This is a genomic window from Actinoallomurus sp. NPDC052274, assembly GCF_040679475.1.
GTDB lineage: Bacteria > Actinomycetota > Actinomycetes > Streptosporangiales > Streptosporangiaceae > Actinoallomurus > Actinoallomurus liliacearum.
Genome location: NZ_JBFAUT010000113.1, coordinates 1 through 13,631, shown reverse-complemented (window position 1 = coordinate 13,631; position 13,631 = coordinate 1). Strand labels below are relative to the sequence as shown.

The 13,631-nt window shown below is 71.4% G+C and carries 12 protein-coding genes and 1 pseudogene; 6 read left to right on the top strand and 7 right to left on the bottom strand.

The genetic code is table 11. The annotated features are described in order from the left end of the window. Together AB0K82_RS43830 and AB0K82_RS43825 are read right to left on the bottom strand one after the other, a co-directional pair. Nucleotides 1–950 (bottom strand): annotated as a pseudogene (locus AB0K82_RS43830) (ATP-dependent Clp protease ATP-binding subunit); the annotation flags it as partial. A gap of 98 nt (nt 951–1,048) precedes the next feature. Then, nucleotides 1,049–1,606: a hypothetical protein gene (locus AB0K82_RS43825; protein WP_364409478.1), complete on the bottom strand. Its 558-nt coding sequence runs from the start codon at nt 1,604–1,606 to the stop codon at nt 1,049–1,051. A 177-nt stretch (nt 1,607–1,783) separates the two neighbouring features. Here AB0K82_RS43825 and AB0K82_RS43820 point away from each other — a divergent pair, with 177 nt between their 5' ends. The 6 genes from AB0K82_RS43820 to hisC all read left to right on the top strand — a co-directional run bounded on the left by AB0K82_RS43820 (nt 1,784) and on the right by hisC (nt 6,485). Continuing rightward, nucleotides 1,784–2,482, top strand: coding sequence for a hypothetical protein (locus tag AB0K82_RS43820; protein WP_364409476.1), 699 nt, complete (start codon nt 1,784–1,786; stop codon nt 2,480–2,482). Nucleotides 2,483–2,573: 91 nt separating this feature from the next. Continuing rightward, nucleotides 2,574–2,774, top strand: a complete 201-nt coding sequence (locus AB0K82_RS43815) for a hypothetical protein (protein ID WP_345366764.1) — start codon at nt 2,574–2,576, stop codon at nt 2,772–2,774. Nucleotides 2,775–2,806: 32 nt separating this feature from the next. Then, a complete protein-coding gene (locus tag AB0K82_RS43810) occupies nt 2,807–4,117 on the top strand; it encodes an SPFH domain-containing protein (RefSeq protein ID WP_364409473.1) in 1,311 nt (436 codons plus the stop codon). A 135-nt stretch (nt 4,118–4,252) separates the two neighbouring features. Continuing rightward, the gene (locus AB0K82_RS43805; RefSeq protein WP_364409470.1) at nt 4,253–4,927 is read left to right on the top strand and encodes an NUDIX domain-containing protein; all 675 of its coding nucleotides are present in this window, start codon (nt 4,253–4,255) and stop codon (nt 4,925–4,927) included. Between the two features lie 35 nt (nt 4,928–4,962). After that, entirely contained in the window at nt 4,963–5,268 is a 306-nt protein-coding gene (locus AB0K82_RS43800) for a DUF6401 family natural product biosynthesis protein (RefSeq protein ID WP_364409467.1), read from the top strand. Nucleotides 5,269–5,408: 140 nt separating this feature from the next. Continuing rightward, on the top strand, nt 5,409–6,485 hold the full coding sequence (gene hisC / locus AB0K82_RS43795; RefSeq protein WP_364409465.1) for a histidinol-phosphate transaminase: 1,077 nt from the start codon (nt 5,409–5,411) through the stop codon (nt 6,483–6,485). Here the strand turns inward: hisC and AB0K82_RS43790 are convergent. From AB0K82_RS43790 to murA, 5 genes are all read right to left on the bottom strand, one after another. After that, entirely contained in the window at nt 6,470–7,447 is a 978-nt protein-coding gene (locus AB0K82_RS43790; RefSeq protein ID WP_364409462.1) for an EamA family transporter, read from the bottom strand. The genes hisC and AB0K82_RS43790 overlap by 16 nt on opposite strands. Nucleotides 7,448–7,591: 144 nt before the next feature. Continuing rightward, nucleotides 7,592–8,278, bottom strand: coding sequence for a hypothetical protein (locus AB0K82_RS43785; RefSeq protein WP_364409459.1), 687 nt, complete (start codon nt 8,276–8,278; stop codon nt 7,592–7,594). 3 nt (nt 8,279–8,281) lie between these two features. Continuing rightward, the gene (locus AB0K82_RS43780) at nt 8,282–9,874 is read right to left on the bottom strand and encodes a serine/threonine-protein kinase (protein WP_364409457.1); all 1,593 of its coding nucleotides are present in this window, start codon (nt 9,872–9,874) and stop codon (nt 8,282–8,284) included. A 235-nt stretch (nt 9,875–10,109) separates the two neighbouring features. Then, on the bottom strand, nt 10,110–11,393 hold the full coding sequence (locus AB0K82_RS43775) for a transcriptional regulator (protein ID WP_345367432.1): 1,284 nt from the start codon (nt 11,391–11,393) through the stop codon (nt 10,110–10,112). A 492-nt stretch (nt 11,394–11,885) separates the two neighbouring features. Continuing rightward, the gene (gene murA / locus AB0K82_RS43770) at nt 11,886–13,175 is read right to left on the bottom strand and encodes a UDP-N-acetylglucosamine 1-carboxyvinyltransferase (RefSeq protein ID WP_364409454.1); all 1,290 of its coding nucleotides are present in this window, start codon (nt 13,173–13,175) and stop codon (nt 11,886–11,888) included. Nucleotides 13,176–13,631: the final 456 nt, after the last annotated feature.

The following is a 13,631-nucleotide window of genomic DNA, read 5'->3' as shown; positions in this document are numbered from 1 at the left end:
AGGATGTCCAGGGTCTTGGTGACCGCCTGCGGCTGCCCGACGACGCGGGACGGCACCCGCTCCTCCCCCTCGACGATGCGCCGGCGCAGGTGCTCGCGCTTCCAGGGGTTGTCCAGCACGCCCAGCTTGTACGTGCGGACGGCGTCGGGCAGGTCCTGCAGCGGGACGTCGCGCTCCTTGGCGAGCCGGGTGATCTCGATCATCGCCTGGAGCGTCAGGCCCTCCGCCTCCTGGGCGAAGTCGTCGGTGACGTCGACGCCGGCGTCGGTCGTCTCGAACGCGCGGGCCAGCAGTCGCGCGGTCTGCTGCCGGTCGCCGAGGTGGGGCCGCGGGATCGCGATCTCGCGGACCGCGTCGTTGTCGGCGGTGAACCACGGCGGCAGGTCGCCGGGGCGCCCGGCCAGCCAGATGACCGGGTTGTACAGCGGTTTGGGCCGGTCGCCGTCGCCGCGCACCGGCAGCGCGGTCCGGGCCAGCTTCTCGCAGAACACGAAGAAGTCGCGCTCGGCGGGTTCGAGGTCGGTCGGGCTGCGCGCGATCCGGGAGGCGTAGTCGATGACGAACGCGGCGCGGATCTGCCGGGTCGGGCGGGCCAGCGCGCTGAGGTACGTGCGCAGTCCCTCGAGGGAGGGGGCCTTCCGCTCGTCGACGCGGCTGCCGAAGAGGCTCGCGGCGGCGTCGGCGGCGGCCTTGTCGTCGGCGGGGTGGACGCGCAGCCCGTCGACGCGGTCGTAGACGATCATGAAGGAGTAGCCGCTGCGGCGCAGCGCCTCCCAGAGCAGCTCGCGCAGCGGGAACAACCGGCCCTCGTCCGGGACGAGGAAGCTGTCGTGCAGGTTGCCCCACAGCACGTACTGCGCGTGGACGGACAGGGTGGCGTCCAGCTCGCGGACGAACGCGGGCCAGCTCGCCAGTCGTGTGTCCCCCGAAGGGCCCGGCTGCGTTGTCACCTGCCGAAGCCTAACCCTTGTCCGGCCCGTCTTCCGGAGGGTGACGACCGCGTGGCCCATGACGGCGGGAACCACGCGGTCGTCACCGGACGGCCGTCTCAGCCGCCGACCGCGCTCGCCGGCGGCGCCTTGTCCTGGAAACCGGCGCCCGCGCCGGCGGCGTCCTTGTGGAACCCGGCGATCCCGCTTTCGGCCGAGCCGATCGCCGTGGGGTCGGCCTGCCCACCCTTGAACTTGCCGTGCAGGTCCTTCATCGACGCGCTGAGCTTGTCGATCGGCCCGATGAGCGTCTTGCACAGGGCGGGGTCGGCCTGCGCGTTCGCCCTGGCCCGCCGGAGCTGGTCGAAGGCGAAGATCGCGGCCGCGGCCGCCTTGACGATCGACCTCTTGCGCTTGGGCGCGCCACTGTTGAAGGCGCCCTCCCGGAACGGGCGGTAGATGTAACGCCGGAACGTGCCCGCCGCCAGGCCGGCGTTGGCGAGGAACCGCGTCTTGACGAAATGTCTCTCCCTCTTGGTCGGGCAGGCCGCCGGGGTGGCGGTCTGCTCCTGGGCCCCCGCGGCGCCCGGGGTCGCCGCCGGCGCGCCGGCGGCCGGGGGCTGCGCCTCCGGCCGGCTCTTGGTCCCGCCGCCGCACCCGGACAGGGCGAGCAGCATTATCGAAATGATGACGAACGATTTGCGGAGCATTCGTTTCCCCCGAATAGCCCACTGAGTCGGACAATGTGGATGCGCCCTCGGCATCACACTTCCTTTTTACCGTGCATGTGGCGGCGGCGGTGAATCGCGGGCGTTCGATGGGTCGAGTCGGTAAGTGCGATATCGTCATTCGATGTGACAACCCGGAGCTTCTACGCCATCGTTTTGCTGCTCTTGGCCGCGGCCGGCTGTGGCCAGGGCCGGACGCCCGCGCCGACGGTCACGGCACCGACGGGGCCGCCCGCCTCGGAGGCGTACAACGCCGACCAGTTGGCTCAGGCGCTGCTCACCGACATTCCCGGATATGAGCGTTCAGGAGTGCCGCAATCGGGGCAGTACGGCGCGCTCACCGCGGTGCGAAATTCGCTCCAGATGCAACAGGCCGCGAAATTCGACAAACCCGAGTGCGCGTCGTCGACGCGCGCCGTGTCCTCGAATAAGGCGGTCTGGTCCGCGCCGTCCGCGTTCATCGCGTTCGCCAAGGGACGGGACCAGACCGTCTCGGAGACGCTGATGGCGGTCGGGCCGGACGTCGCCGCCCAGCAGGTCGCGCTCCGCGTGCCCGCCTCGTGCAAGAGCTTCCGGACGAGGGTCGGCGACCGCTGGCTGACCGGCTCGGTCGTCGAGGCGCGCGGCGCGCGCATCGGCGAGGGCTCCCGGAGCGTCGGCGTCGCGACGACGGCGGGCACGACGATGGTGAAGACCTGGTCCGTCGTGCTGCGCTCGCGCGGGTACCTCGCCACCCTCACGCTGTACGGGCCGGCCGCGACCCAGGACGAGGCCGAGGGCCTCGCCCGGCAGGCCTACCAGCAGGCCGAGCGCATCCTTCCGTAGGAAGACCGTCTCCCGCCGAACAACCGCGGGCCGGACCCTAGAGGCGGGATCATCGTCGCGGGTAACGTGCCCGTGGGAGAAGGAGGACGCGGTGGTGGGCAGGCAGGGCCGGGTGACCGGCAAGATCGGTCCAGGCCTGGTCGGCGAGGTGATGATCCCGATTCGCGGCGGGGTCGAGGCGTTCTACGCCTACCCGGCGATCCAGGGGGAGGAGATGCCGGTGGGCTCCCTCGTGGTCGTGATGGATTACCACCCACCGCGAACCGTCTACGTCTCTTCTGCGTCTATTTGACGTCATAACCGCACGGCTCCCTAGGAGGAGCGATGCCGATAGTCGCCGTGGCGATCGGTGTGGTCGTCGCCATCATCGTCCTGATTGTCCTTTTCAAGGCGATCTGGCGGGTCGCGGAGCCCAACGAGGCGCTGATCATCTCCGGTCTCGGCGCCAGAGCGCACAACCGGGACACCGCCGAGAGTCTCGGGTTCAAGATCACTACGGGGAAGGGCACCCTGGTCCTTCCCGGCTTCCAGACCTGCCGGCGGCTGTCGCTGGACACGCGGGTCTCCGGGCTCGAGGTCACCTGCGTGACCTCGCAGGGCATCAAGGTGCACGTCCGGGGCGTGGTGATCTACAAGGTCGGGGACGACTTCACGTCCATCGCCAACGCCGCCCGCCGCTTCCTCGACCAGCAGAAGCAGATGGACGACAAGACGCACCAGCTGTTCGCCGGGCACCTGCGCTCCATCGTCGGCAACCTCACGGTCGAGGACCTGCTGCGCGACCGCGACCGGCTCACCAACCAGGTCCGCACCTCCTCCGCCGACGAGATGGGCAAGCTCGGCCTGGTCGTCGACTCGCTGCAGATCCAGGACATCGAGGACGAGGTCGGCTACATCGACAACCTCGGCAAGCCGAACTCCGCCGCCGTCGCCTCGGCCGCCCGTATCGCGCAGGCGCAGCGCAACCAGGAGGCCACGCAGGCGGAGCAACTGGCCGAGCAGGCCAACGCCGCCCAGATCCGTGACACCGAGATCAAGAAGCGCGAGTACCAGGGCCAGGTCGACCAGGCCGCGGCCGAGGCCCGCCAGCAGGTCATCCTGAAGGAGACCAAGAACGCCGAGCTGGAGGCCGACCGCAAGGAGAAGTCCCTGGAGGCTGAGGTCCGCAAGCCCGCCGACGCGAAGGCGTACGAGCGGGTCACCCTCGCCGAGGCCGAGCGGCAGGCCGAGGTGGCCCGGGCACGGGCCGAGGCGGAGGCCACCAAGATGACCGGCCAGGCCGAGGCCGAGGCGACCCGGGTGAAGGGGCTCGCCGAGGCGGAGGCGATCAAGGCCAGGGCCGACGCGCTCGCGGAGAACCAGGAGGCGGTGATCGCCCAGCAGCTCGCCGAGAACTGGCCCGAGATCGTCGCGGCCGGAGCGAAGGTCTTCGGCAACGTCGACAACATGGTCGTGCTCAACGGGGCGGAGGGCGTCGAGGACATGCTCGCCAAGGCGCTCACCCTCGGCGGCACCGGTCTCGGCGTCGCCCGCCAACTGCTCGCGTCGATGAACAACGGACAGCAGGACCTCGCCGCCCGCAACGGCAGGCCGGCCGCGCCGGACAAGGCCGTCGACGCCGGCGGCGCCGCCTGACCGACGGCCCGCCGAGACCGCGTGAGACGGGCCGCTGAGGCCGTGTGAGACGGGCCGCCGAGGCCGTGGGAGACGAAGGCCCGGAGCTCTCGCTCCGGGCCTTCGGAGGCCGTGCGGCCCGATAGCGTACGGGGTATGACCGACGCGCGGGTGGCCGTCACCGTCGATCTCGTCGTCCTCACGGTTCGCGAGCATCGGCTCTCCGCGCTCGTCTGGCGCCGTGACCGGCCGCCGTACGCCGGGGCCTGGTCGCTGCCCGGCGGCTTCGTCCAGCTCGACGAGGACCTGCCCGTCGCGGCGCAGCGGTTGATGGCCGAGCGGGCGGGTCTGGCCGGGGTGCGCGTGCACCTGGAGCAGTTGGCGACGTACGGCTATCCGGACCGCGACCCGCGCCAGCGGGTGGTCAGCGTGGCCTATCTCGGGCTCGCCCCGGACCTTCCCGCCTCCAGCCGGGCACAGGTCCTGTGGGAGCCGGTCGACGACCTGACCGAGCGCGACAAGGCGGCGTTCGACCACCGCCGCATCCTCCTCGACGGCGTGGAGCGCGCCCGCGCCAAGCTGGAGTACTCCCCCCTCGCCGCGGCGTTCTGCCCGCCGGAGTTCACCGTCGCGGAGCTGCGACGGGTGTACGAGATCGTGTGGGGCACGCCGCTCGATCCCCGGAACTTCCACCGGAAGGTGACCAACGCGGAGGGGTTCCTGGTGCCGACGGACCGTACGACGACGCGGGACGGCGGACGGCCCGCGCGGCTGTACCGCCGCGGCAGCGCCGAGTCACTCCACCCGCCGATGATGCGCCCGGCAGGGTGATGGGGCATATGTCCGGTTTTGGTACCTTCCTTGGCATGTCCGAGGACGTTGCACGAGAAGTCGTACGCCAGATGATCGACGAGGTCGGTGAGGAGGGCATCGCGGCGATGAAGCGGATGCCGGGCCTGGCCGCCGCCGTCGACCAGCACGCGGCGGCGATTCGCGATCTCGTCGCGGAGGCGGGCCAGGAGCTCACCCCGCGCGTCCTCCGGGAGTACCTCGAGAACTTCACCGACGCCGCCATCGAGCGGGGCTGGTGGCCGGCGGAGGAGTTCGACTGGGAGACGGTCCGGGTGGTCGCCGTCTGCTCGCTCATCCAGGAGCTTCAGGAACTCCGTTAGTCTTCCCGGGGGGCATGCGCCTTTTGCCGCCGTTGACGCTCCATGGCGGTTTTCGCGCCCCTGGCCGGTCGCCGGTGGCGACAGCCGCCCGCCTCGCTTCGTAGAGTGGCCCCGTACGTCTCCGTCCCGGGAGGACAAGGGTGTCCGAGCAGCGCAGTCCCCGTTTCCGCTCCGTGCTCGACGACTACGTCGCGTACAAGCCGGGCAAGGTCGCCCGGTCACCGGAGGGCCGGTCGTTCAAACTCTCGTCGAACGAGTCCCCGTACGGGCCGCTGCCCTCGGTGCTCACGGCGATCGGTGAGGCGGGCGGACTCGTCAACCGTTATCCCGACAACGGCTGCGTCGCACTCGTCGAGGCGATCGTCGAGCGGTTCGACGTTCCGCCGGAGCACGTCGCCGTCGGCTGCGGCTCCGTCGGGGTCACCCAGATGCTGCTCGAGGCCGTCGGCGAGCCCGGCGTCGAGGTGATGTACGCCTGGCGGTCCTTCGAGGCCTACCCGACCCTGGCGGACCTGGCCGGCGTGACCTCGGTCCGCGTGCCGCTGACCGAGGAGACCCACGACCTGCGGGCGATGGCCGACGCCATCACCGACCGGACGCGTCTGATCTTCGTCTGCAACCCGAACAACCCGACCGGCACCGTCGTCAGGCGCCCGGAGCTCGAGGCGTTCCTGGACCGGGTGCCGGAGGACTGCCTCGTCGTCCTGGACGAGGCGTACCACGAGTACATCCGGGACCCCGAGGTCCCCGACGGGCTCACCCTGTACGGAGACCGGCCGAACGTCGCCGTCCTGCGCACCTTCTCCAAGGCGTACGGGCTGGCGGGCCTGCGGATCGGCTTCATGGTCGCGCACGAACCCGTCGCCCAGCAGGTCCGTAAGACCTACCTGCCCTTCACGGTGAGCTCCGTCGCCCAGGTGGCCGCCATCGCCTCCCTGCGGGCCGAGGGCGAGCTCCTGGAGCGCGTCGAGGCGACCGTGAAGGAGCGCGAGCGGGTTCGTGACGCGCTGCTCGCCCAGGGCTGGACCGTGCCGCCGACCGAGGCGAACTTCGTGTGGCTGCGGCTCGGGGAGGACACCATGGCGTTCTCCGCCGCCTGCGACGCCGCCGGGGTGAGCGTCCGGCCGTTCCCCGGCGAGGGCGCGCGCGTCTCGATCGGGACGCCGGAGGAGAACGACGCGTTCCTCGCCGTCGCGGAGGCCTACCGCCGCGCCTGAGGCGGGGACTCGACGGCCGACTCGCCCTCGGTGCCCGGTTCCGGCTCCGGGGGCGCGGCCGTACGGGGACGGCGCTCGGTCGACACGACGAGCCCGACCCCGAGGATGATGACCAGTCCGCCGGCGAGGATCGTCCACGAAGCGTGCTCGCCGGCGAACGCCACGCCGAGCAGCACCGCCACCGCGGGGTTGACGTACGCGTACGTCCCGACGAGCGAGATGGGCGCGTTGCCGAGCAGCCAGACGTACGACGTGAAGGCCACGAGCGAACCGAAGACGATCAGGTAGGCCAGGCCCAGCCAGGACGCCCGCGAGACCTCACCGACGTGCAGCGCCTCGCCGCGCCCGAACCCGGCGGCGAGCAGGGCGAGCCCGCCCGCGGCCATCTCGTACACGCTGGCGGCGAAGGGGTTCTCCGGCATCGGCAGCCGGGAGGACAGGAACGATCCGATCGACCACGACAGCGAGGCGAGCAGGATCACGACCACACCGGTCACGTCGCCCGAGCCGCCGCCGTGCGTGAGGGTCAGCAGCGCCAGCCCGCCGAAGCCGACGAGCACCCCGCCGACGGTCGCCGCCGGCGGCCGGTCGCCCGTGCTCACCCGGAACACCACCAGCCACAGCGGAACGCTCGCGACGAGCAGTGCGGCCAGGCCCGAGGAGATGTGCTGCTCGGCGATGCCGACCATGCCGTTGCCGCCGGTCAGCAGCAACAGGCCGATGAGGGCGGCCGTGCCGAGACGACGCCACGGCACGCGCAGCACGGAGGGGCCCCGCAGGATCGAGAGTACGGCGGCGAGCACGACGGCGGCGACGACGAAGCGGATCCCGGCGCCGATCAGCGGCGGCATCGTCTGGACGACGTAGTGGATGCCGAGGTAGGTCGAGCCCCAGACGACGTAGACGATCGGCAGGGCCACCCAGGTCAACGGAGGACGCGAGTCATGAGTCTGTGTGGTCATGGCTCATTACACGGTAGTGGCTGCGACCTTCTTCGCGCCACGCTCTTTTTCGGCCCTCCAGCCACGGATCCGGCCACTCCGGCATGCGGCGCGAAGAGGGGGGTTCTCCCAGAGGAAGGCGGTCCCCCGGAGAGACGTCGCGGTTCAGCCGCAGACGTAGTCGAAGGCGCCCGAGGCCCGCGGGCCCGGCCGGCCCGACTGGATGATCTCCAGAGTGGCGACCGCGTGCAGGGTCCCGTCGCCCCTGACCGTCCAGCGCAGCGGGACCTGGACCGAGCGCTGCCCCTTGCGCACGCTCTCGGACAGGACTCCGGAGACCTGGCCGTCGCTGCGCCGCCAGCGGTACCTCACGTCGCCGTACCCGCCGTTGGTCCGGATCGTTCCCACGAGCCGTACGGTCGTGTCGCAGGACTGGACCGAGGCCGGCGCGCTCACGCTCACGCTCGTCACGGTGACGCCGGGACCGCCACGGAGCAGCCACCACACGACCAGGCCGGCGAGCGCGGCGACGCCCAGGGTCAGCAGGCCGCCGACGATCCGTCGCCCGAGCCGCCGGCGCCGCCCGGACCCGCTCCACTTCTTCGCGACCTCGGGCGGGACGCCGGGCCCGAACCGCAGCGTCACTCCGCCCCGGGACCGCTCCGGAGCCGCGTACGGCACGACGTCTTCGGGATCACGGGTGGCCGACGTCAGCGTCTCGTCGGAGTCGCGTCCCTTATCGCCGGAGTCCCGCCACGCCTCGTCCAGGTCTCGCCATGTCTCGTCCAGGTCCCGCCGGGTCTCGTCCGCGTCGCGTCGGGTCTCGTCCATGTCGCGTCGGGTCTCGTCCATGGGTCATCCCACTCCCGTCGCAGGGCACTGTCCGGATCCCTTGGCCGAGAGGCCGCCGGAGGAGGCCACGGCGGTCACCGTGCCGGCGCATCGCTGGACCGACCCGGTGACCTGCACCTGGTGGTCGCCGGGTCCCCGCACGCTCGTCGTGCCGCCGGACCCGGACAGCTCCCCGGAGGAGAAGCTCACCGTGACGTCCACGGTTCCGGGGCCGCTGACCGTCACGGTGACGGTCGCGGTCACCGGATAGCCCGCGGCGGCGGCCGCGGCGTCGTTCGTGGCCGAGCCGACGCTGACGCCGTCGACGCTGAGGTTCGTCACCGTCGTGGCGACGCTGGCGCTGGGGGTGGGCTTGGGGACCACGACCACGGGCTTGGTCGGGCCCTCGGCCGGAGCGGTCGTCGTGCCGGGAGAGCCGGGAGAGCCGGTGGTCGGCGTCGTCGTCCCGGATGAGGGCGTCGATCCGGTCGGCGTCGCGCTGTCCGACGGCGTCGCGCTCGGCGACGGCGAGGCGGTGTTGCCGGGAGAGGGGCCCGGCTCGGCCACCACGGACGGCGTCGAGGTCGCGGTCGCGCCGGCGCCGAGGCGGTGGTGGGAGTCGGCCAGGACGTACGCCCCGCCACCGCCGGCCAGCAGCGCGCCGACCGCCATCCCGGCCACCAGCATGAGACGGCTCTTGCCGAGGCGTGTCAGCGCCAGCGCCGTGCCGCCGGTGGGGATGGGCTGAGCGAGGGGGAACAGGTAGGCCAGCAGGGCGGCGAGTGCCGCGAGGCGGACCCGGCCGCGCTCCTCCCAGCCCGGGCCGTAGCCGGCGATCGCCGCGTCCTCGAGCTCGGCGAGGAACGCCTCGGCCGACGCCGGGCGGTCGGCGGAGTCCTTGGCGAGGCCGCGCGCCACCAGGCCGTGCAGCTCCACAGGGACCCGGTCGACCGGGATCGGGTCGAAGCGGTGTGCGGCGGCCAGCGCCCACAGCCCCTCGACCGGGTAGGGGCGTTCGCCGGTGAGGCATTCGTAGAACACGGCGGTGGCCGCGTACACGTCGGTGGCCGGTCCGACGGTGCCCGTGGTCCACTGTTCGGGCGCCATGTAGGCGGGCGTGCCGGAGGCGGTCGCGCGATCGTCCGCGCGGACCGCGATGCCGAAGTCCGCGAGTTTGCTCTCGCCGTCGTCGCGGACGAGCACGTTGGCGGGTTTGTAGTCCCGGTGGACGACCCCCGCGGCGTGCGCGGCCGCCAAACCGCGCAGCGAGCCCTTGAGGACGACCAGCGCGGCCTCGGCACCGGTGGGCCCCTGGGTCTTCAGGACGTCCTTGAGCGTGACGCCGTCGACCAGCTCCATCACGAGGGCGGCGGCCGTCGGCGTCTCGACGTACTCGTAGAGACCGACGACGTGGGGATCGGTCAGCTCGGCCATCAGCCGCGCCTCCGCCCGGAACCGGTCGAGGAAGTCGGCGTCGGCCCTGAGCTCGTCGGACAGGTACTTGATGGCGGCGGGGGTGCCGGTCGCCTCGTGCACGGCGAGGACGACCGTGCCGGAGGCACCCTGCCCGAGGATTCGGACCTGCCGGTATCCGGGGACCGTCCAGTTTCCGTCCATGGCGTTCCTTGGTCTCAAGCGACGGAGAGCGTCGGGGTCCCGACACTACGTATGCGACGTGCGCCGCACCTGTCGAGTTGAGAAAAGGCGATGAAGTGGCCGGATTCGGCCATGACCGCAATGATGACTACGAGTCGGAAGTAAAACGCCGTATCGCTCGGGGCGGGCGCCGCCCGAAATGTTTCCGCGTCGGCCGAGGACCGCCCGGTACGGCGGGCGGCCCCCGGCCGGCGGATCAGCCGGCCTTCGGCCCGAGCTTCTCGACGATCAGCCGGTAGAGCTGGCGGGGACGGCCCGGCTGCGGGGTCCGGTTCGGCGGCAGGGGCCAGGCGAGGCCCTCCTCCACCAGGGTCCGCAGCAGCCGCCGAGCCGTGCGCGGCGTGACGCCGAGCATCTTCCCGGCGTTCTCCGCGTCCACGATGAGCGGCTGCCGGCCGTCGGCGCCCTCCTCACCCGGCTGGTCGCCCAGCTTGTCGGCCAGGCGGGCGAGGATCTCCAGGCCCTTGGGCTTGGCCGGCGCCGGAGCGCGGGGCGGGGTGCGCGGGGCGGGTACGAGCGCGCGGCCGTCCCGGTCCAGCGCGAAGCCCTGCGCCCGCTGCGAGGTCTGCGAACGGGCGAGGGCCGCCCGCGCGTGCGTCTCCGCCTCCTGGGCGGTGCGCCCCATGCCGATGCCGACCTCGACCGCCAGCCCCAGCTCCTCGCGGACCCGCTCGACGAACGGCGGGGTGCGGAACCCCTCGGTCGCCGCCGTGATCGAGCCGCGGGTGGCGGTGACCAGGTAGCTGTGGTCGTCGAGCGGCCAGACGGCGGCGCTCATCCGGTGCGCCTCCTGCAAGAGGAGGCGCTGCAGCGACAGCTTCAGCTCCTCGCGCCAGTAGCGCGGCGTGACGCGTCGCGGCGTCTCGCGCAGCGTCGGAACGTCCACGACCACGACGACGAGCTGGGACTCCTCCAGCCGGTGATGGGCGCCCAGCAGCGCCGAGGTCTGCAGCGCGGACCGGATCGCCGCGCCCGTCGGCCGGATGCGCAGCGTCGGCACGCCGGCCAGCTCGAGTCGCTCCGCCGTCGCGTGCACGCAAGTGAGGGCGACACTTGTGGCGCCCCGGCGCCACAAACGCTCGTGAAAGGCCGCCAGGGTCCCCGGCCCGGCCGCCTCCTCCCGCAAGTGCACGTGCTCGGTGTTGAGATTGATCTCGCCGTACGCCTCTTCGACCTCGGCGCGGCTCAGCACGTCGATGCTGACGCGCGACGGCTCGTGGTGCTCGTCGAGTGCGGCGCGCAGGAGCGCGCCCTGCAGCGCGGCGCCGTTCAGCGGGACGAACGTCGCCGGCATCGTGAGGACGCCCGCCTTGCGGGCGAACTCGTACGGGACGGGGCTGGCGAACAGGCAGACGTCCACCCCCGACCCGAGCCGTACGACCTTGTCCGCCGCCTCCTGCTCGTCGCGGTACGCCGCCGCGACGAGGCGGCTCGGCACCGGCGTGGGGCCGTGGCCCATGAGCATGACGCGCTCGACCAGATCGTGTGGTCCGACGACGCCGATGGTCAGATCGGGTGTCACCGACCCGCCTCGAGGACCACTCATGTCCGCCCCTCCCGGCGCCGCGGCGCCTCTAGGCGGCTTTCGGCCGGTCCTACCTGCCGCCCGTTCCGTCTCGCGGCCGTCGACCCACGGCCTTCACCCAACGCATGACTCATCGCACTGACGCCCCTGTCTGGTCGTCCGCCCCAGCTCCGTGAACTAACACCTCACTGGGCAGATCGCCGGAGGCCCGCGGTATGTGACGCGTCTTAGCGAAATCGGTTAAGAGCGCGTCGAAAAACCACTAGTAGAGAGCGTCCGGTGAGGGAAATATTACTAACCGGTTAGGTCAGTGGCGGTCGGGAGAGCTGTGATCATTAAGGTCAAATATGGCACACGCCCCGCCACCTTCGCCGGTCGAACGACACACATCGTGGAGATGAGATGTCGCTCCCCGGGGAGCGTGACGGGGCGTGTGCCTCGCGCGGATCAGACCAGGCGCTCGATGTCCGCGCCCAGGGCGTTCAGCCGCTCGGCGATGTGCGAGTGGCCGCGGTCCAGGTAGTAGCCGTTGGTGATGGTGGTCTCGCCCTCGGCCACGAGGCCGGCCAGCACCAGCGCGCTCCCGGTGCGCAGGTCGTGGGCGACGACCTCGGACCCGCGCAGCGGCGTCGCGCCGTTGACCTTGGCCCGGTTGCCGTTCACCTCGATGTCGGCGCCCATCCGCACCAGCTCGTCGGCCAGCTTGAACCGGCCGTCGAAGATGCGCTCGTAGATGTAGCTCGGGCCATCGGCGAGGCAGGACACCGCCATGATCGGCGACTGGAGGTCGGTGGCGAAGCCGGGGTACTCGTCGGTGATCACGTTGATGGGCCGCAGCGGCCGGTCCCGGCGGACCCGGAGCACGGCGCCCTCCTCGGAGAACTCCACGCCCATCTGCTCCAGCTTGTCGGCCGCGACGCCGAGGTGCTCGAGCGAGGCGCCGACCAGGCTGATCTCCCCGCCGGTGATGGCGGCCGCCATGACCAGGACGCCCGCGTCGATGCGGTCGGGCATCACCGTGTGCTGGACCGCGGTGAGCTTGTCGACGCCCTCGACGGTGATGAAGCCGGTGCCGCCGCCGGTGATGCGGGCGCCCATGCGCTGCACGAACTGAATGACGTCCAGCACCTCGGGCTCGAGGGCGCAGTTCTTGATCAGCGTGGTGCCCTCGGCCAGCGAGGCGGCCATGATGAGGTTCTCGGTGCCGGTGTGCGACGGCGTGTCCAGGTAGAGCGTGCCGCCCTGCAGCTGGCCGGCCTTGACGTGGATGCTGCCACGGCCGTCGTCGCTCACCTGCTCGGTGACGGTCGCGCCCATGCGCTTGAAACCGTTGTAGTGGAAGTCGAGGTTGCGGCTGCCGAGGTTGCATCCGCCGACGCCCTCGATCACCGCCTCACCGAGTCGGTGCAGCAACGCCGGCACGAACAGGAACGAGCCACGGAACCGCGAGGCGATCTCTTCCGGCAGGACCGGGCTGGTCAGCTTCGACGCGTCGATCACCAGGGTGCGCTCGGCCTCGTGCAGCTCGGCCTTCGCGCCGACCGCCTCGGCCAGCTCGACCGCACGTCGCACATCCTCGATGATCGGCACGTTCCGCAGGACCGTACGTCCCTCGGCCGCCATCAGGGAGGCGCCGATCATCGGCAGGACGGCGTTCTTGGCGCCCTGGACGAACACGGTGCCGCTCAACTCGGCGCCACCACGCACGCGGTAACGGACCTCGTGGCCCAAGCTCATATCGCCGGTGCTCCTTTGGCTGCGGTGAAGTTAGACTGCCCGCTCGGTCAGGTCGGCGGGTCACGAGTGCCGCGCGTGTGACACGGGCGGCCCCAGTATTCCATCGGGCGCTTCGTGGCATGACCGAAACTTCCGGTCTCGCGTGGTAGCCCCGATTCGTTAGATTCGGCGGGCCGCAGGTTTGTTCGGGGTCTCCCGGACCTCAGCGCCGAGGCTTGCCGATGCGTTCAGCGTTTCACTTGTACGAACCTGAGTCCCGAGGATACCCACGTACCGGTGTGGTCCCGGCGTCCGGTGTGCCACACGTGTCGCGACCGGCCGACCATCGTCCCATCGTGATCGAATCTTCCGGGTGGGCCGCGATCGACGGCGCGCCGGCCCGCGTCCACGGCGACACGGAGCCGCTGCATTTGGGCACCATCCACAAACGGGTGCCACGTGGTCCCGACCCGCTCG